Origin of the sequence: Siminovitchia sp. FSL W7-1587 (genome assembly GCF_037963795.1) — a bacterium.
Classification (GTDB): Bacteria; Bacillota; Bacilli; order Bacillales; family Bacillaceae_C; genus Siminovitchia; species Siminovitchia thermophila.
In genome coordinates this window covers 2657261-2682913 of record NZ_CP150169.1, presented here as the reverse complement: position 1 = coordinate 2682913, position 25653 = coordinate 2657261, and the positions used below count along the sequence as shown (strand labels likewise).

General features: G+C 46.7%; 21 protein-coding genes. 11 read left to right on the top strand and 10 right to left on the bottom strand.

Annotated features, from left to right (window positions below; genetic code table 11):
- Positions 1 to 42: 42 nt before the first annotated feature.
- Both bioB and NST31_RS12560 read right to left on the bottom strand, forming a co-directional pair.
- Entirely contained in the window at positions 43 to 1053 is a 1011-nt protein-coding gene (bioB, locus tag NST31_RS12565; RefSeq protein ID WP_077109709.1) for a biotin synthase BioB, read from the bottom strand.
- Between the two features lie 15 nt (positions 1054 to 1068).
- Complete coding sequence (locus NST31_RS12560; protein ID WP_339160959.1) at positions 1069 to 1659, bottom strand: biotin transporter BioY; 591 nt, start codon at positions 1657 to 1659, stop codon at positions 1069 to 1071.
- 146 nt (positions 1660 to 1805) lie between these two features.
- Between NST31_RS12560 and NST31_RS12555 the strand changes: the two genes are divergently transcribed.
- From NST31_RS12555 to NST31_RS12545, 3 genes are read left to right on the top strand one after another with little or no spacing between them, the layout of a single operon-like run.
- Positions 1806 to 2303, top strand: a complete 498-nt coding sequence (locus NST31_RS12555) for an RNA polymerase sigma factor (protein WP_077109711.1) — start codon at positions 1806 to 1808, stop codon at positions 2301 to 2303.
- Positions 2296 to 2838, top strand: a complete 543-nt coding sequence (locus NST31_RS12550; protein ID WP_077109712.1) for a zf-HC2 domain-containing protein — start codon at positions 2296 to 2298, stop codon at positions 2836 to 2838. The genes NST31_RS12555 and NST31_RS12550 overlap by 8 nt, the downstream gene beginning before the upstream one ends.
- Complete coding sequence (locus NST31_RS12545; protein WP_077109713.1) at positions 2835 to 3527, top strand: hypothetical protein; 693 nt, start codon at positions 2835 to 2837, stop codon at positions 3525 to 3527. The genes NST31_RS12550 and NST31_RS12545 overlap by 4 nt, the downstream gene beginning before the upstream one ends.
- Positions 3528 to 4284: 757 nt before the next feature.
- Here NST31_RS12545 and NST31_RS12540 read toward each other — a convergent pair.
- Together NST31_RS12540 and NST31_RS12535 are read right to left on the bottom strand one after the other, a co-directional pair.
- Entirely contained in the window at positions 4285 to 4893 is a 609-nt protein-coding gene (locus tag NST31_RS12540; protein WP_077109741.1) for a nitroreductase family protein, read from the bottom strand.
- A complete protein-coding gene (locus NST31_RS12535; protein WP_077109714.1) occupies positions 4893 to 5747 on the bottom strand; it encodes a VOC family protein in 855 nt (284 codons plus the stop codon). Before NST31_RS12535 ends, NST31_RS12540 begins: the two co-directional genes overlap by 1 nt.
- A gap of 298 nt (positions 5748 to 6045) precedes the next feature.
- On the opposite strand from NST31_RS12535, the gene NST31_RS12530 reads away from it, so the two are divergent.
- From NST31_RS12530 to uraA, 3 genes are all read left to right on the top strand, one after another.
- Positions 6046 to 6366 carry a helix-turn-helix domain-containing protein gene (locus NST31_RS12530; protein ID WP_339160957.1) on the top strand — a complete coding sequence of 107 codons (321 nt, stop codon included), beginning with the start codon at positions 6046 to 6048 and terminating at the stop codon, positions 6364 to 6366.
- 304 nt (positions 6367 to 6670) lie between these two features.
- Positions 6671 to 7927: a peptidase T gene (pepT, locus tag NST31_RS12525; protein ID WP_339160956.1), complete on the top strand. Its 1257-nt coding sequence runs from the start codon at positions 6671 to 6673 to the stop codon at positions 7925 to 7927.
- Between the two features lie 224 nt (positions 7928 to 8151).
- Complete coding sequence (gene uraA, locus NST31_RS12520) at positions 8152 to 9432, top strand: uracil permease (protein WP_077109718.1); 1281 nt, start codon at positions 8152 to 8154, stop codon at positions 9430 to 9432.
- Between the two features lie 308 nt (positions 9433 to 9740).
- Here uraA and NST31_RS12515 read toward each other — a convergent pair whose 3' ends face one another.
- The 4 genes from NST31_RS12515 to NST31_RS12500 form a co-directional block, all read right to left on the bottom strand.
- Positions 9741 to 10943, bottom strand: coding sequence for a dicarboxylate/amino acid:cation symporter (locus NST31_RS12515; protein WP_077109719.1), 1203 nt, complete (start codon positions 10941 to 10943; stop codon positions 9741 to 9743).
- Between the two features lie 40 nt (positions 10944 to 10983).
- The gene (locus NST31_RS12510) at positions 10984 to 12210 is read right to left on the bottom strand and encodes a threonine synthase (protein ID WP_339160953.1); all 1227 of its coding nucleotides are present in this window, start codon (positions 12208 to 12210) and stop codon (positions 10984 to 10986) included.
- A 116-nt stretch (positions 12211 to 12326) separates the two neighbouring features.
- Entirely contained in the window at positions 12327 to 13796 is a 1470-nt protein-coding gene (gene katA / locus NST31_RS12505) for a catalase KatA (protein ID WP_077109721.1), read from the bottom strand.
- Between the two features lie 449 nt (positions 13797 to 14245).
- Positions 14246 to 17416 (bottom strand): DEAD/DEAH box helicase, encoded by a 3171-nt coding sequence (locus tag NST31_RS12500; RefSeq protein ID WP_339160949.1) that lies wholly within the window; start codon positions 17414 to 17416, stop codon positions 14246 to 14248.
- A 379-nt stretch (positions 17417 to 17795) separates the two neighbouring features.
- Here NST31_RS12500 and ytxJ point away from each other — a divergent pair, with 379 nt between their 5' ends.
- The 5 genes from ytxJ to NST31_RS12475 all read left to right on the top strand — a co-directional run bounded on the left by ytxJ (position 17796) and on the right by NST31_RS12475 (position 20276).
- Positions 17796 to 18137, top strand: coding sequence for a bacillithiol system redox-active protein YtxJ (gene ytxJ, locus NST31_RS12495; RefSeq protein ID WP_339160946.1), 342 nt, complete (start codon positions 17796 to 17798; stop codon positions 18135 to 18137).
- A gap of 257 nt (positions 18138 to 18394) precedes the next feature.
- Positions 18395 to 18964 (top strand): flavin reductase family protein, encoded by a 570-nt coding sequence (locus NST31_RS12490; RefSeq protein ID WP_339165549.1) that lies wholly within the window; start codon positions 18395 to 18397, stop codon positions 18962 to 18964.
- Positions 18965 to 18988: 24 nt separating this feature from the next.
- A complete protein-coding gene (locus tag NST31_RS12485) occupies positions 18989 to 19804 on the top strand; it encodes a lipid II flippase Amj family protein (RefSeq protein WP_339160944.1) in 816 nt (271 codons plus the stop codon).
- Positions 19805 to 19875: 71 nt separating this feature from the next.
- On the top strand, positions 19876 to 20106 hold the full coding sequence (locus NST31_RS12480) for a hypothetical protein (protein ID WP_339160941.1): 231 nt from the start codon (positions 19876 to 19878) through the stop codon (positions 20104 to 20106).
- A gap of 2 nt (positions 20107 to 20108) precedes the next feature.
- Positions 20109 to 20276, top strand: coding sequence for a hypothetical protein (locus NST31_RS12475; RefSeq protein ID WP_339160940.1), 168 nt, complete (start codon positions 20109 to 20111; stop codon positions 20274 to 20276).
- Positions 20277 to 20639: 363 nt separating this feature from the next.
- On the opposite strand, the gene NST31_RS12470 is transcribed toward NST31_RS12475, so the two are convergent.
- A complete protein-coding gene (locus NST31_RS12470) occupies positions 20640 to 22904 on the bottom strand; it encodes a collagen-like protein (protein ID WP_339160938.1) in 2265 nt (754 codons plus the stop codon).
- A 355-nt stretch (positions 22905 to 23259) separates the two neighbouring features.
- The gene (locus NST31_RS12465; RefSeq protein ID WP_339160936.1) at positions 23260 to 25566 is read right to left on the bottom strand and encodes a collagen-like protein; all 2307 of its coding nucleotides are present in this window, start codon (positions 25564 to 25566) and stop codon (positions 23260 to 23262) included.
- Positions 25567 to 25653 lie beyond the last annotated feature (87 nt).

Sequence of the window (25653 nt, the reverse complement as noted above, 5' to 3'; positions counted from 1 at the left end):
TGGAAAAGCGGCTGTTTCTCCATCTGAAACAGACGCCTTCCATTACAAAATCGCTTTTGCTTTTTCCCGATTTAACGGTTCCAAATCCACCTCAAAACCCATGTCCGTGAGCATTTGCCAATCCGTGGAGCCTTCCTGCCCTTCGGTTGTCAAATAGTCTCCGATAAAAATGGAATTGGCTGGATACAAGCCGAGCGGCTGGAGGGTGCGCAAGTTAACTTCCCTTCCCCCGGAAATTCGAATTTCCTTCGTCGGATTCATGAATCGAAACAGACAGAGCACTTTTAAACAATAACGGGGATTTAATTCATCTGTCCCCTCAAGAGGCGTCCCGTCAACGGCATGAAGAAAATTGACCGGAATGGAATCCGCATCAAGTACTTTTAAGCTCCGGGCCATGTTGATGACATCTTCTTTCGTTTCTTTCATGCCGACAATGACCCCGGAACATGGCGAAATCCCGGATTCTTTCACCGTTTCCACCGTGTTGACACGATCATCATATGTATGTGAAGTCGTAATATTGGAATGGTGGCGGCTTGACGTATTGATATTATGATTGTAACGGTCGACCCCCGCTTCTTTTAAACGGGCAGCCTGTTCAGGCTTTAATATGCCGAGGCACGCGCAAATGGTCATTTCTTTATGGGTAGATTTAATTTCTTTGACGGCATCGACCACAATATCCAGTTCACGACTGGCCGGGCCGCGTCCGCTCGCCACAATACAATAAGTTCCCGCATTCAATTCGGCCGCCCTGCTTGCACCCGCCACTATTTCTTCTTTTTTCATCATGGAGTATTTTTCAATCGGTGCTTTTGATACAATTGATTGAGCACAATACCCGCAGTTTTCCGGGCACAGACCCGATTTCGTATTGATGATCATGTTCAATTTCACTTTATTGCCGTAAAACTGTTTCCGCACCTGGTAAGCTGCGTGAAGCAGCTTTAACAAATCTTCATCCGGGCACTCCAGAACAGCCATTGCCTGCTCATCTGTCAGCTCTTTTCCTTCCAATGCCATATCTGCGATATGTTCATATATATTCATCGTTCCATCCTCCCCTTACTTTCCTGTTTTCACAATCTTTCTCATCCGATGCGCAAACATCCCGGCAAATATCGCCAGAATAATATCTTTTGGAAGCGGAACGGCCATCCATGCCCAAGCCATTTTATAGGAAAAAGCAGCTGGCGCCTGCGCCCAAAGTTTATATGCCATATACATCCAATTCGTTCCAAACACATAGCTGAAAGCCGTTCCAATCAATGCCGCCACGATAAATCGGAACATGCTCTTGTTTTTCTCAACCATTTTTCCTGTTATGTATGCCGTAAACGCAAATGCAATGATAAATCCGAAGGTAGGGCTAATGATTTGGCCAATGCCGCCTTGAAACCGCGCAAACACCGGAGCTCCCATAAGACCAATCAATGCATATACACCCATTGAAACAGCTCCAAGACGCCCGCCGAGAAAAGCCCCCGCCAAGACCGCAAAAAAAGCCTGCAGGGTGATGGGTACCCCGCCGACAACCATGAAGGGCAAAAGAGATGTGATATTGGCCCCTACCATCATCAAAGCGGAAAATAAGCTGATATACACCATATCCAGTGTTCTCATCCTGCTTTTACCGCCTACAGCCGACGCGCCCATTGTACATCACTCCCTTTTTCGTATTATGTTGAGAATAATAGATTTTAAGCATAATTGTCAACCCGATAAAAATATTAGTTAACATAAGTAACGAATTTCGCCTTCATGGTACTAATCTTATAGATACGAATTTCGGAGGGGGCAAAATGAATGATCTAGAAAATCTGTATCGGCGTATTCAGCGAAAGATTTTTGCTTTTTTCTTTGTAAAAACAGGCAATCCATTCATTGCCGAAGACCTGACCCAAGACGTCTTTTATGAAGCGCTTAAAGGTTTTCACCGCTTTACTGGAAATTCTTCAATCAATACATGGGTTTTCTCGATCGCCAAAAACAGACTAAAGAAGTTTTACCGTTCAAAAAAGTATTCCAAATTGTTGCAAGAAAAGCTTGCATGCGAAGCAGGAGCAATGCCGCTCCCCCTTGAGGACCTTTTCGTCTTGCGCGAAGACAGCCGCACTCTGATCAAACGCATTTCCAGATTGGATGAAAAATCGAGGGATATTGTTACGTACCGCATATACGGAGAATTGTCTTTTAAAGAAATTGGCGACCTGACAGGAGAAAGTGAATTGTATGCCAGGGTAACATTCCATAGAGCAAAAATGAAATTGAAAAAAGAGATGAGGTCGGTCAATGAATAAAGATTGTTATATCGCCAAAGATTTGCTGCCTTTGAATCACGAAGGGCTTCTTCATGAAGAAACAGCTTCCTGGCTGAAGGAGCATTTGGCATCATGTGACAACTGCCGCGAATATGCGAAATCGACAAGTGAGCCCATTGAAAATGCCGTCATTCCTTCCCCGATTGACAACGATAAAATGTTTGCCAATATCTACTTGAAATTAGCGGTTTATCAAATAATCTTTGTGACAATTTCATTCTTTTTCGCGCTCATAACATCCTTGCTCAATAATCACTTAGTATTCGTCTTGACATATACCATTTTCGGGTTTGTCCTATATCTCTTTTATAAACATTTTGTAATGGTGACAGCGATCACTTTTTTGCCCAGCTTCATTTGGTCATTGGTGGATTCAACGCAAGCCAGCCTATTCGCTCTGGAGATGCTGCTTGGCGCAGCTTTTCTCGCTTTGATTCATCTGGTGTTTGCGCTTGTCGGAAGCCTCATGGCTCTCCTGCTTTTAAAATGGTTGAAAGAGGTTAGAAGCGTATGAAAAAGAAAAAACGGATCTATGGCTCATTGATCATTATGCTATGGGCTCCCACACTTTTTTTCTACATTGACTTTAACGGAAATGCCGTTAGCGACCTTTTTTCCAAGCAAGCATTGGACAGCTATCTGACGAAAACATATCTTAATGAACCATTCCACATCCTTGACGGCTTTTTCAATTTGAAAATCGGCGGTTACACGTATGAAGGTGAACAGGTAGCAAGTGAGAAAGGGTTCGAGTTTGAAGTAACGGGAGCTTTGCAACCGAAGGTCGCCTTTGACGCCAAAAGGGATACATCTCTTAGGGATAGACTGGAAAATGAAGCGTCCGAAGAAATCAGGGAATTACTAATAAAAGATGTGCCCGACATCATCCATGTAGAAGTGCAACTGGATAGTTTAACAGGAACGTTGGATTCGAATACGAAATGGAGTAAGACGGGTCCCCTTGCGAAACCGATGCACATTCATATGATGATTCAGGCAGACGGAAAAACAAAAAAAGATGTGGCCAATACCATGAAAGCAATTCAACAATTATTAAACGCAAATCACTATGTATACGACTCCGTGACCATTAACGCAAATGTTGTAGAGGGGCAAAAAATGCCCGGATATGTAAAATTCTCCGGATCTTTTACAAGCAATAAGACTATTCGGGAAAAGGATATTCAACAGCTATCAAACTAACCATATATTGGACAATTTCACCGCAAAAAATTGTATACTTCCAACATGAGACTCACGGGAAAGCCTTTGAAACCAAGCAATTTGCTCGACCTGATGTTGCAGGATTCATACAGCCGGAAATAGAGAGAGTAGCGAGAAACCACCTTAGCGAATCACAACCAGAATAAACGATAAGCGGAATTCCCGGAAAACGAAGATAATCGAAATGTATGTGATGATGTTCGATTGATTCATGACCAAAAACAGAGATGTTCAAAGAAAACGCCCAAGCAAAGATGAAGGCAGGGACAAATCCCTATAAAAATGAATAAGGTGAAACTTCTTTCAGTAGGAGCTTTCTTTCAGCTCCTACTGAATGTTAGTTGAACCAATCGGGATTTTAGGTGCCGTTTTCTCTCACTATTTTGCACAACTCAGGTCTAAAATTGCTGTATACGGTACCTTACATGCGGGATAAACCGCGTGAAATCAAATTGAAAAACCTTGATTTCACGCGATTTTACTTTCACAATTTGTATGAATAGCCACTCTTATGCCCCGGCTTTTTCTCCTCATTATAAAAACCTTGTGTGCTGAAAAAAACCAATGTGCTCATTCGTACAAACTTCTTTGACATCAAATCTCTCATTTGACTTTGTTTGCACAACCCTTTTAATGGCTGATTTATTGCTTGTTTCTCCAATATTCGGCACAAAGTACACTAATTGGAGTGTTCCCATTATACAAAAAGGCGTCCTTCCTTTTGGAACCTCTCTATTTACTTAAACACTTTGAAGCGCTCTTCGATGCTTTTGAATTCTTTTTCACCCGGCTGGGCCGTCGGCTTTCCGAAAGGCATTTGGGCAAGAAGTTTCCAATCGGATGGAATGTTCCATATTTTATGCACAGCTTCGTCTATTAACGGCTGGTAATGCTGCAACGATGCGCCAAATCCTTCTATTTCCAAGGCCGTCCACACGATATATTGCAACATTCCGGATGACTGCAAGGAATAATCCGGAAACTTATCGGCATATGTCGGAAATGATTCCTGCAATGATTTTACGACCGATTGATCTTCAAAGAAAAGGATGGTTCCATAGCCATTCCGAAAGCCTTCCATTTTTTGAGCGGTTGGCTCAAAGTCTTGTTCGGGAACCATTTCCCTTAGAACCGCTTCCGTTATATTCCAAAGCTTATCGTGATTTTCTCCGAGCAGCAATACTGCCCTGCCGCTTTGGGAGTTAAAAGCTGTTGGTGTATACTTGATGGCATTTGCGATGATTTCTTCAATCTGTTCATCAGAGATATCCGATTTCTTGCTAATGGCATAGTAAGAACGTCTTTCTTTCACAGCTTTTAAAAAATCTTGTTTTGTTTGAATCATCATTCATGCTCTCCTTTATGGTCAACTTCTAACTTGATTTGAATATCAGATGGATCTTTTACTATTATGATGCCCTTTTCCCTAAAAATGGAGACATTGATTTTATCCAATCGCCGGACCGCTTTCTCCCGCTCCTCTTCACTCGAAAAAAGAAGAGAATACCGCTTTAATCCTGTGCTGTTTTCTTCAGGAGGCGGCGCCCCCGCGCTATTCCACGTATTTAAACCAATATGATGGTGATAGCGGTGCTTGGAAATAAATAAGGCTTGGCTGCCATAATGGAGAATCTTGTCAAAACCAAGTCCATCACAGTAAAAGTGCTCCGAAGAAACTAAATCCGCTACTTGCAAGTGGATATGACCCATCACGGTTGCTGAAGGCATACCTTTCCAGCCGGACTCGGAAGCATCCTCCATGAGATTTTCTACATTTAGCGCCGCAGTCGTCATAAATATTTGATCACCTTTCCGCCATGTATCAGGCGATCTATCCGCATATATTTCAATTCCATTTCCTTCCGGGTCCGCCAGGTAAATCGCTTCACTGACATGGTGGTCCGACGCCCCTTGCAAAGGAAGACGAATGTCGATAAAATGCTGTAATACATCAGCAAGAGACGAACGGTCCGGCAATAAAAAGGCCATATGATACAATCCTGTCGTCCTACCCTTTCTTGGTTTGGCATGCTTGTTTTCCTCAAGCGCCAGCAAGGCCCTTTTTCCGTCTGCTGTAAACACCGCGGCACTTCCGGTCCTTTTTAACAACCGAAGCCCGAGGATATTTTGGTAAAAATCAGCGGCTCGTTCCAAATCCCGGACTGTCAACTGAATTGTGCCAACAATAGGATGAACCATTTTTTCATGCCTCCTTTCTAAAACAATAACTTACTTTATGTAAGTAACTTTATATTAGTTAACATTAGTTGTCAAGTAGTGTAAAATAAAGCGAAACTTCATTCAGGAGGAGTTTTCTTTCTCTCCTACTGAATGTTAGTTGAGCCAATCGGGCATTTAGGTGCCGTTTTCTCACACTTATACTTTTTGTATTCACTCAAGAATTTGAAGTGAGAGCCTTACGGCACCTTATATGCGGGATAAATTTTATAAAAATCATGGTTCTAGTGATATAATGATGATGAGCGAGGTGAGGACAATGAATTCAAATAAATGTCCGAAGTTTGAAAAAGCGATGAGCATATTGGGACAGCGATGGACAGGGTTGATTATTCATCAGTTGTTGGATGGCCCGCAGCGTTTCTGCACTGTGGAAGCAGCCATGCCGATCAGTGCCCGCGTACTATCAGAGCGCTTAAAAGATCTCGAAAAAGAAGGCATCGTCAAACGTGAAGTATATCCGGAGACCCCGGTAAGGATAGAGTATTCGCTGACTGAAAAAGGAATGGCCCTTGGTCCCATTATGAAAGAAATTGAAAAATGGAGCGAAAAGTGGATCGAAATTCGTGTAAGGTGTTGATTGAATGAATAAATTTTAGCGTTCTCAATTTTAGGGACGGGGTTAACTGGTGGCGTCCTAGTCATCTCGGTTGCTTTATTATTCAGCACTCCAATAGGAAATGTATTAAAGATAGTTACTGCCGGTTCAATAACAGCTTTCGTTATATTCACTATTTCGGCTTTAGTGTTTCGTCGGCGATTAGCTAAGCAGTAGTAACCGAGAAAACAACAAATGCGTAAAGCCGATTGCTTTTCATAAGACAATCGGCTACTTTTTTGTATATTGTATTCCCTTTACATCACACAGAAAGGAGATTGAAACGTTGAAAAACGAAATCATTAAAAGATTTGTTTCCTATGTGAAGATTGATACCCAGTCCGACGCCAACAGCGATTCATGTCCATCCACTCCCGGGCAATGGACGCTGGCTCGTCAGCTCGTGGATGAATTAAAAGCCATAGGGATGAAAGATGTCACTGTTGATGAAAATGGATATGTCATGGCCACACTCCCGTCCAATACTGACAAAGATGTCCCAACAATCGGATTTTTGGCCCATATGGACACGGCCACAGATTTCACCGGGACTGGGGTAAATCCGCAAATGATTGAAAACTATGACGGGAAAGACATTATATTGAATGAAGACAAAAAGCGGGTCTTATCCCCAAAAGAATTTCCGTCCTTATTGGATTATACAGGACATACGCTTATAACCACGGATGGGACAACCTTGCTTGGCGCCGACAATAAAGCGGGGATTGCCGAGATCATGACAGCAATGAATTATTTATTACAGCACCCGGAAATAAAACATGGCAAAGTACGGGTCGCTTTTACACCGGATGAAGAAATTGGCCGTGGACCACATAAATTTGATGTAAAGGCGTTTAACGCGGCTTTTGCCTATACAGTAGACGGCGGGAAACTTGGCGAGCTACAGTATGAAAGCTTCCATGCGGCAAGTGCTCATGTCACTTGCAAAGGTACAAATATACATCCGGGATCAGCCAAAGGGATCATGGTGAATTCACAAAAGCTCGCGATGGCATTTCACGCCCAGCTTCCGGCCGATGAAACTCCGGAGCTAACGGACGGATACGAAGGCTTTTTCCACCTTTTATCGATCCGGGGAGATGTCGAGGAAACAAACCTTCACTATATCATTCGCGACTTTGACCGGCAGAAGTTTGCCGAGAAAAAAGCGCTTGTCCAAACCATTGCCAGCAGGCTTGATGAAAAATACGGACCTGGACGCGTATCCGTCAATGTAAAAGACCAATATTACAATATGCGCGAGAAAATTGAACCCGTCAAAGAAATTGTCGATATTGCCGCAGATGCCATGAAACGGCTGCAGATTGAACCGGTTATCCTCCCAATCCGGGGCGGTACGGACGGCTCCCAGCTATCGTTCATGGGACTGCCGATGCCAAATATTTTTACAGGAGGAGAAAATTTCCACGGTCCCTATGAGTTTGCGTCTGTTGACGTGATGGAAAAAGCTGTCCTTACGATTGTTGAGATTTGTAAATTGTTTGAGGAACGCGCGGAAAGCTTGCACAATATTGGTCGATGAATTGATTTATTTTCGCTTAAACAGTTGACTTTCCACACGCTACCTGCCATAATACTTAAGACAATTTCATCATATTTGCCTTTAAACCGGTCCCGTGAGGCTGGCAAGGTATCCGATCAACCGTATATAAACGGTAGATTTTCCATGCAAAATACCCAGCACCTTGCCCACTATCGGACAAGGTGCTTTTTTTGCGGACAAATAACAGTGAGGGAGAGAAAAGAATGAGCCAACGAGAGATTCAGGTCGATGAACGACTACCTATTTTACAAAGCTTGCCATTAAGCTTCCAGCACTTATTCGCCATGTTTGGTTCCACCGTTTTGGTTCCATTATTGTTTCAAGTTGATCCCGCAACCATTTTACTCATGAATGGAATCGGCACATTGCTCTATATTTTTATCACAAAAGGGAAAATACCAGCTTATCTCGGCTCCAGTTTCGCCTTTATTTCTCCCGTATTTGCCGTTTTGGGCAATTATTCCGGAGGAAAGGGCTATGCCTACGCACTCGGCGGATTCCTTGTTGTCGGGATTATCCTTATACTCGTTGCGCTCATTGTCAAGCTGGTGGGAACCGCGTGGATTGATGTCATATTCCCGCCCGCCGCCATGGGAGCGATCGTCGCTGTCATCGGTCTCGAACTTGTTCCAGTCGCAGCCGGAATGGCTGGTTTGGTAAAACCGGAGGACGCCGCGGCCAATTGGAAGCCCGATCCCGAGACGATTACCGTTTCCTTGTTAACCCTTGGAATTACGATCGTATGCTGGGTCACACTTCGAGGATTTTTAAAAATCATTCCCATCCTGCTTGGAATTGTTGCGGGATATGTAATTGCCTTATCAATGAACATGGTCGATTTAACGGCTGTCCAAGAAGCAGATTGGATTACAATGCCCACATACTATGCGATGAAATTCAATTGGGCGGATATCTTTTTAATCCTGCCCGCAGCTCTTGTACTCGTCCCTGAACACATCGGCCACCTGGTCGTAACGGGGAATATTGTCAAAAAAGACTTGGTTAAAGATCCCGGGTTAGACCGTTCATTAATGAGCAACGGGATTTCCACCATCATTTCAAGTTTTGTCGGGTCAACTCCCAACACAACGTACGGAGAAAATATCGGTGTGCTTGCCATTACAAGGGTTTACTCAACCTGGATTATCGGCATCGCTGCTTGTATTGCCATTATTCTTTCCTTTTGCGGTAAATTAGCGGCTCTCATCTCGTCGATCCCGGCGCCCGTCATGGGCGGAATATCCCTTCTGCTCTTCGGAATTATCGGAGTTAGCGGCATCCGGATGCTCGTTGAGGCAAATGTCAATTACAACACATCTCACAATATGATCTTGACATGTGTCGTACTCGCCATCGGAATCAGCGGCGCAACCATTCACATCGGCGCGGTTTCATTGGCCGGAATGGGATTGGCGACCGTCGTTGCCATCATATTGAGCTTGTTCTTTAGACTGTTGGAAAAACTGAAGCTAGCGAATGACTAAGAAAACTTGCGCCTCTTGAAAAGGAAGTCGATAGTTCCGCAACGCTTTTTACTGAATTCATGGAAATTTCTTCAAAAAAGCTCATATGCTTTGGATTATCAACAGATGACGAAAGCATGGGCGGTCTGCCCAAGAATGATTGCAGCGGCTGATTTTTATTGCATCGTATAAGCTTTGTGACGAGGGTAAACAACCCCGCTTTTCGCAAAAAGCCGACGTTGCTTCGTTTGGCACACACAAATTGAACGTCTCTTTCGGCAAAGGCCATTATGTAAAAAAAACCGGGTGTTACGCCCGGTTTCCATTTTTCATGCTGTTTTTTGCGCAGTTGGTTCGCTTCCCTGCTCCACAACCACACAGGCCGATGCATCTCCTACTATGTTGACGGATGTCCTGAACATATCCAAAACTCTGTCAATCCCGGCAATTAATGCAATGCCTTCGAGCGGCAAATTGACGGCGGCCAACGTCATCGTCAGCATCACTAACCCCGCACCCGGCACACCCGCCGTCCCAATCGAAGCGAGTGTTCCCATAAGGGCGACAATCAGAATTTGCGCAAACGTTAATTCCGTACCGAAGTACTGGGCAATAAACATGACGGTAACTCCTTGATAAATCGCTGTTCCATCCATGTTGATCGTTGCCCCGAGCGGTAAAATAAAACTGGTCGTCGTTTTCGATACCCCCAAATTCTCCTCGGTATTTTTCATCGTCACCGGCAGCGTTCCCGAACTGCTGCAAGTTGCAAAAGCGACGGACGCGGCTGGAAAGATCCCTTTAAAAAAGTGCAGAGGATTCATCTTGCCAAACGTTTTAACCGCGGTCGAATACACGAGGGCAACATGAACGATGATAGCGACAACCATTGCGATGATCACTTTTATCAGCGGCAGTAGGACAGATGCCCCATACGTTCCGACAATGGGGGCAAGCAAGCCAAAGATGCCGAGTGGAACCAGCTTCATCACAATGCCTGTAATTTTATACATCACTTCAGCCATGCCCTCGAAGAATCTCTGGACAGGAGCCGCTTTTTCACCAACGAGAGAGATGCCGATCCCCATAAATATGGCAAAGAAAATGATTTGTAACACGGCTCCGGTTGTTAAAGCTTCAAATGGATTGGTAGGTATAATATTTAATAATGTAGCGATGACACCTTCGGTTTCGGCCGCTTCGACAGCTTCCCCTTGGACAGCCACCTCAACACCGGCGCCCGGTTGAAAAACAAATCCCGCAAAAAGGCCGAGCGCAATAGCGATAAAACTGGTTACAAGAAAATAGACGACTGCCTTTCCTCCCAGTCTGCCCAGTTTTTTTACATCTCCGGCGCCCGTCACTCCTACAATAATCGTGGATAAAATAAGAGGGACAATAATAAACTTAATAAGCCTTAAAAACAAATCTCCCAACGGCTGAACGACTACTGCTCTTTCTCCGAATATCCATCCCGCCAGAACAGCAAGGATAAAGGCGGCCAAAATATGAAGCACAAAGTTTTTTCTCATCGGTGGACCTCCCTTTTTCCCAAGATGTTTGAGGGAGAATTTACTCATCAATAAGGCTTTTGATATAACCGTCTCTTTGTAATACAGGAGTGTTCTGTTCATCAACATGTAAATATTTGAGTCCCATCCCGGTATTCACGGTAACCACCGTATCTTTTTGATCAATTACTCCGGCATTGCCGAGTTTTCTCGCAGCCAAAAAAGTAGCCGCTCCTTCGGGACAAACAAAAGCACCTTCTGTTTGGACAATCCTTTTTTGTTCCTCCAAAATTTCTTCATCATTTACGGCGAGCGCAAAACCGTTTGTTTCGTAAATGGCTTTCAACACTAAAAAATCCCCTAAAGCTTTCGGAACATTGATTCCAAAGGCAACTGTTTTTGAATCACGCCAAAGCTCCGATTCCATTTTCCCCTCTTGCCACGCCTTTACAATGGGAGCGCAACCCTCCGACTGGACGGCGACCAGCCTTGGCATTTTGCCTTGGTCAACCCATCTCAGTTGCTGTAGTTCGCGAAAAGCCTTGTAAATCCCGATTAATCCAACGCCACCCCCTGCAGGGTAGATAATGACATCAGGTACTTGCCAATCCATCATCTCCGCAATTTCATAACCCATCGTCTTTTTGCCTTCAATCCTGTACGGTTCTTTTAATGTGGAAGCATCATATAAATGAAAATCGGCAGCGGCTTTGGCAACCATTTTTCCAGCATCACTGATCAAACCATCCACGAAAAATAGTCTCGATCCTGTTGCGGCAACCTCTGAGCGAATGAATGGGGGAGCAGCGACAGGCATGACAATAACCGCTTCGATTCCCGCCTTGGCCGCATAAAGGGACCAGGCGGCTCCGGCATTTCCATTTGTCGGCATGACAAACGCTTTCACGCCAAGTTCTTTCGCTTTTGAAACTCCCAGCGCGGCCCCGCGGGCTTTAAATGTACCTGTAGGAGTCAAGCTTTCATCCTTCATCAGCAGCCGTGGAAGGCCCATTTCTTGCCCAATTTTCTTCATGGGGAGCAGAGGGGTCATGCCTTCTCCTAATGAGACAATATTGTCCGGGTGTTGGACAGGCAGCAGTTCATGGTAACGCCACAGATCATTGCTTCTGTTTAATAAATGCGCACGCTTCACTTTCATGGAAATGCTGGATAAATCATAGTTTACAAGGAGTGGAGAGCCACAGCGGCACAGTTGATGAACCTCGTCAGGCTTGTATACGAATGAACATTTGGCACAGGATAAGTGCGAGATATGGCTGAACGTCATACATTCTCCTCCCTCGCTTCATCATATGCCTTGTTTGGCGGCTTTATGAAGCATGTATGGCTAGTTCAAAAAAAAAAGCGGAAACCCGTAATCGGGTCCCGCACATTGATTTTTTATTAAGCTAATACTTCCTCATCAGTAGGAACTTTTAGGCCAAGACCTTCGGCCACCTTCGTTCCATACTCGGGATCCGCCTTATAGAAATGGCGGATTTGCCGAAGCTTGATTTCTTCTTTTTCAACCGGCTTCATGGCCGCAACGATGTTAGAAACAAGTCGTTCGCGCTCTTCCTTGTTCATAAGCCGGTACAAGTCGCCCGCTTGTGTGTAATGGTCATGGTGATCATAGCTGGTACTTGCCGCAACACCGGAAACGGCATATTCAGCTTGCTTGTTTTCCGGCGTTTCTTTTGGTCCGTCGTAGCTGTTAGGCTCGTAGTAGACGGATCCGCCACCGTTGTCGTCAAAACGCATGGAGCCATCGCGTTGATAATTGTTGATCCCGTTGATGGGCCGGTTAATCGGCAAGAGCTGATGATTCGTTCCGACTCGATAACGGTGGGCGTCATGGTAGGCAAACAAGCGGCCCTGCAACATTTTATCTGGCGATACATCAATGCCTGGAACAAGCGTGCCCGGTGAAAATGTTGCCTGTTCGACTTCAGCAAAATAGTTTTCAGGATTACGGTTCAACACCATCTTCCCGACTTCAATCAGCGGATAATCCTTTTGCGACCATACCTTCGTCACATCAAATGGATCGAAACGATACGTTTCGGCGTCTTCAAGCGGCATGATTTGCACTTTTAGCGTCCAGGAAGGATAGTCGCCATTCTCAATGGCATTATACAGATCTTCAGTATGATAATCCGGATTTTCTCCGGCTAGTTTCGCCGCAAGGTTCACATCAAGGTTTTTAATTCCTTGGTCTGTCTTGAAGTGATACTTCACCCATACACTTTCGCCTTCGGCGTTCGTCCATTTAAATGTATGGCTCCCATACCCATTCATATGGCGGAAAGTGGCAGGAATACCGCGGTCAGACATAAGAATCGTTACTTGGTGAAGCGATTCGGGCGACAAGGACCAGAAATCCCAAACGGCGTTTGGATTTTTCAAATGTGTTTTTGGATCTCTTTTCTGCGTATGGATAAAGTCTGGAAACTTAATGGCATCGCGAATAAAAAATACAGGCGTGTTATTTCCTACCAGGTCGTAGTTGCCGTCTTCCGTGTAAAATTTAACAGCAAATCCACGCGGGTCCCGGACAGTGTCAGCTGAACCAAGCTCCCCGGCAACTGTAGAAAAACGAATAAACATGGGCGTTTTCTTTCCAACTTCCGATAAAAACTTGGCTTTCGTATATTTTGATAGATCATTCGTTACTTCAAAATACCCGTGTGCGCCCGCACCCTTTGCATGTACGACCCGCTCAGGAATTCTTTCTCTATTAAAATGAGCGAGCTTTTCCAACAAATGAACGTCTTGAATAAGCGTCGGCCCACGAGAACCGGCAGTAATGGAATTTTGGTTATCTCCTACAGGCGCTCCCCAACTCGTTGTCAAACGGTGATCTTTCTTCGTCATTACTCATCCCACCCTATTTATAATAATTATAATCTGATAACAGCATAACACGGTTGATAATTAGTTTCAAGTTAAAATTATTATTATTTTATATACTGTATTAAAAGCTGCCTTTCTTAATAAAATAATGCAGACCATTGACCACTTTAAGGAATATATTCAATGAAACAGACGAAGATCACTTTACAATATTGAAGAAATTATCGAAAATAATTTGCAGTTACAATCATATTATTCAATATTCCGACATAATGATTGATAATTAGACTCATTTGGAAGGGTCTATCTTTTCTTACTTCCAATACACCCAAATCAAAACGAGGCCGGGACAGAACCCTCTAAAAATGAATAAACCGCATGGAATCAAGTTTAAAAATCTCTTGACTTCACGCGGTTTTTATTCTCGATTTTTACGAATATCAATCAGTTTTCAACGCAAGTCCCAGCCCCTACATGCTCAATATTTCTTTTATATCTTCTTCAGATAGGCTGGACAGCATTGTTTCTCCGGGCTGAATAACTTGTTCAATCAGCTCTCTTTTCTTTTGCTGCAATTGATAAATTTTTTCTTCAATGGTTCCTTTCGTAATCAATCTGATCACTTGAACCACGTTTTTTTGTCCAAAGCGATGGGCTCTTCCCGCCGCTTGGTCTTCTACAGCCGGATTCCACCACAAGTCATACAAAATCACCGTATCGGCTGCTGTCAGATTGAGCCCGGTGCCGCCCGCCTTCAGCGAGATGAGGAAAATGGCCTTCTCCCCTTCATTAAACTGCTGGCTCATGCGCAAACGTTCCTGCGAAGGGGTTTTGCCGTTTAAATAAAAATGCGGATAGCCGGATTTTGTCAACTCGGTTTGAATGATGTCCAGCATGCTCGTAAATTGAGAGAAAATGAGGAGCCGTTTCCCGTTCGCAATAGAATTTTCGACTATTTCCAAAAGCTGCTCCAATTTTCCCGACGTTCCTTGAAAGTTCTCCAAAAAGAGCAGTGGATGACAGCACAGTTGACGCAATCTTGTAATGCCCGCCAAAATTTTCATCCGACTTTTTTGGAATCCTTCTTCTTGCAAAGAGGCGGCCGTTTCTTGCTGGATACGTTGCAAATAACCAACGTATAACTCCTTTTGTTCCTTTGATAATTCCAGAATATGGGTTGATTCAATCTTCTCGGGAAGTTCTTTTAACACATCGGATTTAAGCCTGCGCAATATAAAAGGCCTGATCATGTTCGCTATTTTTTTAGGCTCCATCTTTTTAAAGTCTTTCAGCCCCGGAAACAGACCGGGCAAAATGGCCTGAAAAATGCCCCATAATTCATCAACTGAATTTTCAATTGGTGTCCCGCTTAATGCAAACTTCCTCGTTGCGCGGATTTCCCGGACAGCCGAAGCCGCTTTCGTTGAGTAATTTTTAATAAACTGGGCTTCATCTAAAATTAACGTATGAAACTGCTTATCTTTGTACAGCTGAATATCTTGGCGAAGCGTTGAATAAGAAGTGATAAAGATGTGGGCATCTTCGGTATTTAACATTTTTTCACGGCTCTCGGGCGTTCCCGAGATGACGACTGTTTTAACACCAGGCGCAAATTTCTCCCATTCGCTCTGCCAATTATAAATTAACGATGCGGGTGCGACGATTAAATGCTTGTTCCCTTCGATCACCGACAATAAATAGGCTATGCTTTGGAGTGTTTTTCCAAGCCCCATGTCATCTGCCAATATTCCGCCCAAATGATAATGGGATAATGATCGGAACCATTGATAACCGGTTTTTTGATATTCCCGCATGGAAGCATTGAGCCCTTCGGGGAGTGGAAAAACCTGTTCTTCAGGATTGTTTAAGTGGTCAAGCAGCTTGCGGAAAGAAGGGTCGTACTGCTTTTTTGTGCGAAGAGTTTCATCCAATTGCATACCCCTATAAATGGGCACTTCCAATGTGCCTTTCGCTACTTCCCCACTCTGAATATGGAGATCGGTAAACATTTCCTGAAGTGATCGAAATTCATCGGTTTCAAGAGATAAAAACGCTCCGCTTTTAAGCTTGTAAAACCGTTTCTTTTCAATGGCAGTTTCCATAATCTTGGCAATTTCTTCTTGATCGACCCCATCCATTTGAAAGCTGATTTCTAACAAGCCGAAAGATTCATCCGTGCGAACTTCTGTTTTCGGGACGGGCTGTTCTTCCATAACCAACAGACGCAGGCTATTGGTCATATACAATTCACATCGTTCTCCCAGTGCCGGCAAGATTGTAAATATAAAATCGTACAGCTCCTCTTCATCCAGTTGCAGATGGAGCTCCTTCCCGTTATATTTCATCTTTGCGTTCTCCATAATGGTCATGATTTCCTGCTCTTTATCCACGTCCCTGATTAAAATAGTTCCATCCTGCCCCTGAGGTTGAAACGGATCAACCAAAAAGTCGCCATAGTGGTATTCCAGCCTGGCCTTGATCGTATCTTCTTCCAAGTCGAGGTACAACTTTGCCGTGAGCGGCGCTTGAATAATTTGTTCTTTCACTTTTTCCGCCACTTGAACAGTACCAACTTTTTTCAGCATTGGGAGCACTTCGGAAGCAAATGCATCTGCCTTCTCAGACGGTATGAACACACGGTTCGTTTTATTTTCGATGTCAAATATTTTTTCGATAAGCGGCAAAATGTTAGGAGCTGGGTAAAAAATTCTTCCATTCATAAAAACAAGCTCATATGGCTTCATGAATATGGCATTTTCCATATGCGGCAAAAAAAGTTCCAATTCCTTTTTTTCATTTTTGTCGAGTTCAAACTGAAAAGGCAGTGGTTCATCCAACAACTTTAATTCCGAGAAAGAACGATTGTCCAGTTTACTGACGGTTTTTCTCTTAGTCAATTTTTTCAAAAGCGACTTGGCAAACAGCGGAGGAATCATGATGGAACGGGCTGTAGAATAAATCGCATTGCTTGAGTATTGGTAACGGATGCCATCTGCATACAGCCTTTCGTTTTCGATCATTGCCAAAAGCTCGTATAATATTTCCTGATCAGCCGAACTTACAACATGTTCTTCAGGACTGTAAGTAAATTTTGGTGTAAAAAGATGTTCACGGCCTCCCTTTACGTTCTCGATGAATTCACTCACATTACGGACAACATATAAATGGTCCACTCCCGCTTTTATCTCTATAAACAAAGCTTGAGGATTGGAAAAGTCGCAATGGTACTCGATTTTCATCGGTTTTCCAAACGATGAAACGGGAGGCTCAGCAGGCGCGGTGCCAACTGATTCAAGCAGTTCTTCAACAGCAAAATATTTCCCGTTATCCGTGTATCCCACCATGTTGATCACTTCTGCTTCTTTTTCGCACAATTTCAACATGACCGCCACGATATGTTTGCATTCATCATATCGCAAATATGCTTTACAGTCGCAAAACATGGCCATATGATCCGGATTTTTATTCAATTGTATTTCAACCAAATAAGAATGACTGCCCTCTACGTTTGCCCAGCAAGTACCGTTTGAATGTTCAAAGTGTAGCTTCCCCACCCGATCTTGAAAATAATATTCCCTTCCCCGCCGATAGACGATGGGGTTGAACATTCTCTGGATATCGCTTTTATTAACTGGTACCAAAATATTGATGCTTACCTTCTTTCTATCCTTTATTTCCCTACTCTATATCTAACCTATTTTATCATATTTTAGACGTCATTTTTGCCCGAATCATTGCTTCTGCGCATTAGGTAATAGAACATCATACGCAAAAAGACTCTTAACGATACAGGCGCACTTTTCAAAGCGATACTGTCAGTGGCATTTTCCCGAACCATGTGGCACCGGTTTTTGCGGCAAGAGCCTCGTAACAACCCGTAAAAAGCGGCAGTTTGAAAAGACCCCGGCAAGATCTTATTCACATTCATTTCTCCGTACATAAAAACGAGAAAAAAGCACAAAACATGAATGAATCTGGCAAATCTGCCATAATAAAACAAAGAATGAAAGGATGAGAAACATGTCTACTCTGATACAACTCACAAAAACAGATGAATGGGAAAAAGTCTTGCACCAAACGAACGAAGAACCCGTATTCATTTTTAAACACAGTTCAACATGCCCGGTCAGCGCCAACGCCTTTAAAGAATACGAAAGCTTTTCAACAGACATGAATAAGTATTTCTTAATCGTAAGTGAAAGCCGAACCGTCTCCAATCAAATTGCGAGCGACCTCGACATCAAACATGAATCGCCGCAAATCTTTCTTCTTAAAGATGAAAAGGCCGTATGGAATACTTCCCATTGGCATATTACCGAAAACAATATTAAAAATGCTGTCAAAGAGCATATAAACAGTTAAAAAGGAAGAGCCCGCGGCTCATTCTCAGCTTGTAGAGAAAAAACATTTTTCTCTACAGGCTTTTTTTCTTCATGGTATAGACGATTGCGCGGTTTGAAGGCATACATGAGAACCCGCCAAATAAAGCGTAACCGTTTCCTTTTTGATCAGAACCGTGTACCATAAAATTCAGTATGTAGTTATGATGAGTGGGGAGGATGTGAATCGTGCTGACTTTTAACCCAGATGAACTGGCAGCGAAAGATGTATATAAACTGATGACGGGGACGATTGCCCCGCGGCCAATTGCTTTCGTCACAACGGTTTCTACGGAAAAAGGAGTGATCAATGCGGCTCCTTTCAGCTTCTTTAATGTCGTTTCCAGCAAACCGCCGATTATCTCGCTATCCATCGGCAGAAAAAACGGGGACATGAAGGACACTTCCCGGAATGCGGTGTCCAGCGGGGAATTAGTTGTACATATCAGCACAGATCATATCATTAAGGATGTCAACGAAACAGCAGCAACCTTGCCGGCTGGTGAAAGTGAATTGGAACTGACTTCCCTCCAAACCACTAAAAGCACAAAAGTAAATGTTCCGGCCGTTGCCGAGGCGAAGGTGCGATTCGAGTGCAAGGTGGAGCATCAATATGAAATAAAAAATGATGAAGGCGTGACAGCGGCTGACCTCATCTTGGCGCGGATTATTTATATTCATATCGCTGAAGATGTATATGATGAAAAAAGGGGCTATATTCTTACCAACAAACTTAATCCTGTCGCCCGCCTGGCTGGAAATGAATATGCCGAAATCGGAAATATTTACAAGCTGATAAGACCGAAATAATATTGGCAGGGTGTTGAAGATCACTTGGAACTTTTTACAGTAACGCTCATTTTCATTGCATTATTTATTTTTCTCATTCACTCGATTGAGATTTTAGCGTATGCGGTTAGGCTTTCGGGAGCCAGCGTACGGATGATTGCCTCCGCCCTATCTTTATTCAACATAATGGTAACGGTTTCCCGGTTGGCGAACATGATGCAACAGCCGTTTACAGGGAGGCTGATTGATAACGCCCCGGAAGAAAATGCTCTCGCCTTCGTGGAAGATCAATTTCGCGTCATTATCGGTTCATCGACTTTGGGAACGATATTTGGAATCCTGTTACTCCCAACATTCATTGCCCTTTTTTCCAGAGCCATTATTCATCTTTCCGAGGAGAGGGGATCGGTCCCAGGACTGTTCCGCAAAGGATTTTCAATCAAATACATACGGCGTGGGATCAAACATATCCACGCCCCCGCTCTCTCCTATTTAAAGGGAATCAAAATAAGAGAGGTTCCTGTCCGGTTATTTTTATTGAATATGATCATTTCTGCGATTTATACGACGGGAGTCCTTTCTGCCTTATATGCATCATTGCTCGCTCCCGAAAGAAGCGCCACCACCATCATGTCTTCGGGACTCATCAATGGCGTAGCCACTATTCTCCTTGTTGTTTTTGTCGACCCGAAAGTATCGGTGTTGGCCGACGATGTCGTGAATCAAAGAGGCAATTATCTTCAATTGAAAGGTGTTTCTGTCATGATGATTGCCTCCCGCTTCCTCGGAACAATCCTGGCGCAGGCATTGTTTATTCCGGGGGCATTGTATATTGCCTGGCTTACAAAGTTTATTCCATAAAAAAAGGATTGATATGGACAGACGGGGCAACATAAATAACGAGAAAATAGACCATTCGGAGGGAGCTCGTCATGAAAAAAAAGCAACCGTATAAATCGTTGAAAAACGCACCGAAAGTAGTGCTTGAACAAAGTCCTACTGGTTACGGTTTCATGTCCGTTATGGAATCAGGGGTTGAAAAAAAGCGGGATAATCAAGAAGAAAGTCCTTCGTTGTATGGTGTGGAGAAAAACGCAAGCTTACAGGCATCTGATTTCTCAACAACCGACAATCCTTATTTCAGCGACCGGGAAGGGGTGTAAACATGGCGAAAAAAGAAAGGTTGAATGAAGAAGCTGCGCCCAATAACAATATGTCTTATGCCGATATTCAAAGATCATCAAACTACAAGTTCGCTGAACAGCGTTCTGATGACAGCGAAGTATCACAGTCAATTCGTGTTAGCCATCCCCGGTACACCCGCCAAAAATAAGTTTTAACAAAAACGCTTTGATCTGTTCATCCGATATTTTCCTTTCGTCTTCGTTAATGGAATAGCTGATACTGGACGACCCTCACTCACTTACTTCTCTTTACACGGTAATTCTTCTGATATGTGTAACGGGAAATGTTCCATCATTTAAATACAAATTTATGGGATATCCTTTTTGAATCCATTTATCGGGTATTTTCCTTTTTTTAGTAAGTGAGGGTCCTGCTTTTTTATAAGTCTAGCAAAGTAGCTATAAGCCAATCATTTGAAACATGGGCTCGTAACCTATAAAAAGTAAGTTCAACTCCTTGCATTTCCCAACTTTAGACTTTCAACTAACAATGGCTTTTTCCATGATGCTAGTTAGTTGGCTATTCTCACAAGTGTTATACTTGCAGGGTTTGGTCCTCGAAATAGTTGGTTAGGTGTTGCAGAGGTAACAATTAGAGTTAATAGATCTCCAGCGGCAAATCTGATTAATACCGTATTGGTAGCAGGCTGTCTCCCTAAATCCGCACCAGCAAATGGACTTGAGGTCAATATGGAGGAAGGTATGGGAGCACCGCCATTTATATTTAAAGCAACGGTAACAATACCCGCAGTAAGATCATTTTCTGTATTCGCCATATAAGTTACTGAATATAAGCCGGGATTGTTTACTCGTACACCGCCCCCTGTTAATACTAAATCAGGAGTTGTATTGGGTCCGGTGATTTGCATAGGAATAATGGAGTTTGCCGCTAAAACACCTGTTTGAGTGGTCCTGTAAAATACACCAGCAGTAGTAACTAAAGGTCCAGTTATTCCAGTTGAACCAATTGCCCCGGTTCCGCCCGTCGGTCCAGTGGGACCCGTTACTCCGGTAGCGCCAGTCGGGCCGGTTGGACCGGTTGGGCCTATGTCTCCAACGAGCCCAATTGGACCCGTTGGACCAGTATCGCCGGTTGGGCCGGTGGCGCCCGTAGCGCCGGTCGGACCGATTGGACCGGTCGCGCCGGTGACTCCGGTCGGACCGGTCGCGCCGGTGGCGCCGGTGACTCCGGTCGGACCAGTGGCGCCGGTCGCTCCTATCGCGCCGGTCGGACCGGTCGCGCCGGTTGAGCCTATCGCTCCGGACGCACCAGTTGGGCCCGTTGAGCCTGTGACTCCGGTCGCACCGATTGGGCCCGTTGAACCTATCGCTCCGGTCGCACCGGTTGGGCCCGTTGAGCCTGTGACTCCGGTCACACCGATTGGGCCCGTTGAACCTATCGCTCCGGTCGCACCGGCTGGGCCCGTTGAGCCTGTAACTCCGGTCGCACCGGTTGGGCCCGTTGAGCCTATCGCTCCGGTCGCACCGATTGGGCCCGTTGAACCTATCGCTCCGGTCGCACCAGTTGGGCCCGTTGAGCCTATCGCTCCGGTCGCACCGGTTGGGCCCGTTGAGCCTATCGCTCCGGTCGCACCGGTTGAACCTGTTACACCTGGGGAGCCGGTCGGACCGGTGGCGCCCGTTGAGCCTATCGCTCCGGTCAAACCAGCTGGGCCCGCGGCGCCGGGGGCTCCCGTAGGTCCAATTGGGCCCGTTGCCCCGAGGGCTCCTGGGGCTCCCGTAGGTCCAGTTGGACCCAGGGCGCCTATGGCTCCCGAAGAACCGGTTGGACCTTGGTCTCCTGTTGACCCGGTCGGACCGGTCGCGCCGGTTGAGCCTATCGCTCCGGTCGCACCGATGGGACCCGGCGCGCCGGTCGGACCAGTTGGGCCCGCGGCGCCGGGGGCTCCAGTCGGACCAATTGGACCCGGCGCGCCGGGGGCGCCGGTTGCCCCGGTTGGACCTGTTACTCCTATGGCGCCGGTCGCACCGATTGGGCCCGCGGCGCCGGGGGCGCCTGTAGAACCGATTGGGCCGGTTGCCCCGGGGGCGCCGGTCGAACCAGTTGGGCCCGTTGCTCCCGGCGCGCCGGTCGCACCGGTTGGACCCGTTACTCCTATGGCGCCGGTCGGGCCGGTTGGACCCGTTACTCCTATGGCGCCGGTCGGGCCGGTTGGGCCTGCCCCGGGGGCGCCGGTCGCACCGGTGGCGCCTATTGCTCCTATGGCGCCGGTCGCACCTGTTGGACCCGGCGCGCCTGGGGCGCCGGTCGCACCGATTGAGCCGGTGACTCCTATGGCGCCGGTCGGGCCGATTGGACCCGGCGCTCCTAGCGCTCCAGTCGGACCGGCAGGCCCCGTCGTCCCTATGGCGCCGGTCGCACCGATTGAGCCTGTCGCTCCTGTGGCGCCGGCTGGGCCTGTCGCTCCTATGGCGCCGGTCACGGTTGGACCCGGCGCGCCTGGGGCGCCGGTCGGGCCGATTGGACCGGTTGCCCCGGGGGCGCCGATCGGACCGATTGGGCCGGTTGCCCCGGGGGCGCCGGTCGCACCGATTGGGCCGGTTGCCCCGGGGGCGCCGGTTGAACCGGTTGGACCCGTCACTCCGGTCGCACCCGTTGGGCCGGTTGGACCCGGCGCGCCGGTCGCACCGGTTGGGCCGGTCATAGTGCCGGGAGTGGGACATTCAATAAAATTTACCCTTTTGCAGTTGCAGTTAAGTATAGAGCAATGACGAGAGTTATTACCGCTAGGAGATCGCCCATTTTTTTTATACATTTCTACTATTCTCCTTTCCACCTAATAGAACTCTTCATGATGTTTTAAAATAAAATTAAGCGGAATATTAACTAAAAAAGCCGAACCTTTCACTAGAGATTCTCTAAAGTAAAGTTGGACTAGATGATCTACAACTTTCTTTTTAACGGTTAGTAATTTTAAATAGCGTCAAAATTGCATTAAATTATTTTTATATTATGTTGATATTCTCATTCGAATAAGTATCACAATTCTTATAAGATTCTTTAGTTTCAATTATTGAAATGTTGTGTTCATGCCACTTTAGGTAACCCAATGACGTTTAAAAAATATAGATCGATTGCATAAACTCAGTTTAACTATCTAGACAGTTAGGCTAATTAGCTATTCTAACAAGAGTGATACTTGCCGAATTTGGCCCGCTGAAATATTGATTAGCTGAGGCGGATGTAACAATCATAGTTAAAATATCTCCAGCTGCAAGTCTGACTAATACGGTATTCATAGCAGGTTGTGCTCCTAAGTCTCTAGTGGTAAATGGGCTTGTAGTTACTCTAGATGCAGGTATGGCAGCGCCACCATTTATATTTAATGCAAAGGTTATAGTGCTTGCATTAACATTATTCTCTGTGTTCGCCATATAACTTACTGAATATAAACCAGCCGTATTTACTCTCACACCGCCATTCGCTGCTAATACCAGATCACCAGTGGTGTTTGGTCCGGTGACTTGCATAGCAATAATGGAATTGGCCGCTAAAACATTTGTTGGTACTGGTCTGTAAAATACCCCAGCAGTTGTAACTAAAGGTCCAGTTATTCCAATTGAACCAGTTGCACCTGTGTCGCCCGTCGGGCCAGTGGGTCCCATTGCTCCCGTTTTGCCCGTCGGGCCAGTTGGGCCCGTTGCTCCAGTGGCTCCGGGAGGACCAGTAAACCCTGTTGCTCCAGTGGCTCCGGGAGGACCGATTGGACCCGTTTTCCCAATGGCTCCGGTCGAGCCGGTTGGACCCACCGCTCCTACGTCACCTGTTGAGCCAGTTGGGCCCGTTGTTCCCGTTTCGCCTGTCGGGCCAGTTGGGCCCGTTGCTCCAGTGGCTCCGGGAGGACCAGTAGACCCCGTTTCTCCCATGGCTCCTGTTGGACCCATTGCTCCAGTGGCTCCGGTCGGGCCTGTCGGCCCCGTCGCTCCTATCACTCCCATCGGGCCGGTTGGGCCCGTCGCTCCTATCACTCCCATCGGGCCGGTTGGGCCCGTCGCCCCTAGCGCTCCGATCGGACCGGTTGGACCCGTCGCTCCTAGCGCTCCAGTCGGACCGGTTGAACCCGTTGCCCCTAGCGCTCCGGTCGGACCGGTTGGACCCGTCGCTCCTATACCACCTGTCAAACCGATTGGGCCCGTCGCTCCTAGCGCTCCGGTCGGACCGGTTGGACCCGTCGCTCCTATGCTACCTGTCAAACCGAATGGGCCCATCGCTCCTAGCGCTCCAGTCGGACCGATTGGACCCGTCGCTCCTATACCACCTGTCGAACCGATTGGACCCGTCGCTCCTAGCGCTCCAGTCGGACCGATTGGACCCGTCGCTCCTATACCACCTGTCGAACCGGTTGGACCCGTTGCTCCTATACCACCTGTTGAACCGATTGGACCCGTCGCTCCTAGCGATCCGGTCGGACCGATTGGACCCGTCGCTCCTATGCTACCTGTCGAACCGATTGGGCCCGTCGCCCCTAGCGCTCCGGTCGGGCCGGTTGGACCCGGGGCTCCCGTCGCTCCGCTCGGACCTGCTGGACCCGTTACTCCCGTCGCTCCGCTCGGACCGGTTGGACCCGTTACTCCCGTCGCTCCGCTCGGACCGGTTGGACCCGGGGCTCCCGTTTCTCCAGTCGGACCAGCTGGACCCGGGGCTCCTAGCGCTCCGCCCGGACCTGCTGGACCCGTTACTCCCGTCGCTCCGCCCGGACCTGCTGGACCCGTTACTCCCGTCGCTCCGCTCGGACCTGCTGAGCCCGTTACTCCCGTCGCTCCGCTCGAACCAGTTGGGCCCATCGCTCCGGTCAGACCTGCCAGGCCCGTTACTCCCGTCGCTCCGCCCGGACCTGCTGGACCCGTTACTCCCGTCGCTCCGCCCGGACCTGCTGGACCCGTTACTCCCGTCGCTCCGCCCGGACCTGCTGGACCCGTTACCCCCGTCGCTCCGATCAGACCCGTTGGACCCGTTACTCCCGTCGCTCCGCTCGGTCCTGCTGAGCCCGTTACTCCCGTTGCTTCGCTCGGACCGGTTGGGCCCATAGAGCCGGTTGGGCCCGTTGCCCCCGTTGGACCCGTCGCTCCAATTCCTCCTGTCAGACCCGTTGGGCCCGTCGAGCCGGTCGGACCTGCTGGACCCGTTGTCCCAGTGGCTCCGGTCGGACCAGTTAGACCCGTTGTTCCAACTTCTCCTATCGGGCCAGTTGGGCCCATCGCCCCAGTTGGACCCGTTGTCCCGGTTGGACCCGTTGCTCCGGTTGGGCCGGTCAACCCGGCTGGGCCCGACACTCCGGTTGGACCCGTCGGGCCAGTTGGGCCCGTCGGTGGAGTAGGACATTCAATAAAGTTTACCATTCTGCAAGCGCAGTTAAGTTTAGAGCAATGACGACAATTATAATAACTGCTAGGAGATCGCCCATTTTTTTTATACATTTTCGTGATTCTCCCCCACCTAATAGACTCTCGATGTTGTATTAAAGTGAAATTAAGCCATGATCGATTGCATAAACACTAGTTTAC

Bases quoted from the DNA above. Each gene is read 5' to 3' on its own strand.
- bioB (WP_077109709.1), bottom strand. From the start codon at position 1,053: ATGAATATATATGAACATATCGCAGATATGGCATTGGAAGGAAAAGAG.
- NST31_RS12560 (WP_339160959.1), bottom strand. From the start codon at position 1,659: ATGGGCGCGTCGGCTGTAGGCGGTAAAAGCAGGATGAGAACACTGGAT.
- NST31_RS12555 (WP_077109711.1), top strand. From the start codon at position 1,806: ATGAATGATCTAGAAAATCTGTATCGGCGTATTCAGCGAAAGATTTTT.
- NST31_RS12550 (WP_077109712.1), top strand. From the start codon at position 2,296: ATGAATAAAGATTGTTATATCGCCAAAGATTTGCTGCCTTTGAATCAC.
- NST31_RS12545 (WP_077109713.1), top strand. From the start codon at position 2,835: ATGAAAAAGAAAAAACGGATCTATGGCTCATTGATCATTATGCTATGG.
- NST31_RS12540 (WP_077109741.1), bottom strand. From the start codon at position 4,893: ATGATTCAAACAAAACAAGATTTTTTAAAAGCTGTGAAAGAAAGACGT.
- NST31_RS12535 (WP_077109714.1), bottom strand. From the start codon at position 5,747: ATGGTTCATCCTATTGTTGGCACAATTCAGTTGACAGTCCGGGATTTG.
- NST31_RS12530 (WP_339160957.1), top strand. From the start codon at position 6,046: ATGAATTCAAATAAATGTCCGAAGTTTGAAAAAGCGATGAGCATATTG.
- uraA (WP_077109718.1), top strand. From the start codon at position 8,152: ATGAGCCAACGAGAGATTCAGGTCGATGAACGACTACCTATTTTACAA.
- NST31_RS12515 (WP_077109719.1), bottom strand. From the start codon at position 10,943: ATGAGAAAAAACTTTGTGCTTCATATTTTGGCCGCCTTTATCCTTGCT.
- NST31_RS12510 (WP_339160953.1), bottom strand. From the start codon at position 12,210: ATGACGTTCAGCCATATCTCGCACTTATCCTGTGCCAAATGTTCATTC.
- katA (WP_077109721.1), bottom strand. From the start codon at position 13,796: ATGACGAAGAAAGATCACCGTTTGACAACGAGTTGGGGAGCGCCTGTA.
- ytxJ (WP_339160946.1), top strand. From the start codon at position 17,796: ATGTCTACTCTGATACAACTCACAAAAACAGATGAATGGGAAAAAGTC.
- NST31_RS12490 (WP_339165549.1), top strand. From the start codon at position 18,395: ATGACGGGGACGATTGCCCCGCGGCCAATTGCTTTCGTCACAACGGTT.
- NST31_RS12480 (WP_339160941.1), top strand. From the start codon at position 19,876: ATGAAAAAAAAGCAACCGTATAAATCGTTGAAAAACGCACCGAAAGTA.
- NST31_RS12475 (WP_339160940.1), top strand. From the start codon at position 20,109: ATGGCGAAAAAAGAAAGGTTGAATGAAGAAGCTGCGCCCAATAACAAT.
- NST31_RS12470 (WP_339160938.1), bottom strand. From the start codon at position 22,904: ATGTATAAAAAAAATGGGCGATCTCCTAGCGGTAATAACTCTCGTCAT.
- NST31_RS12465 (WP_339160936.1), bottom strand. From the start codon at position 25,566: ATGTATAAAAAAAATGGGCGATCTCCTAGCAGTTATTATAATTGTCGT.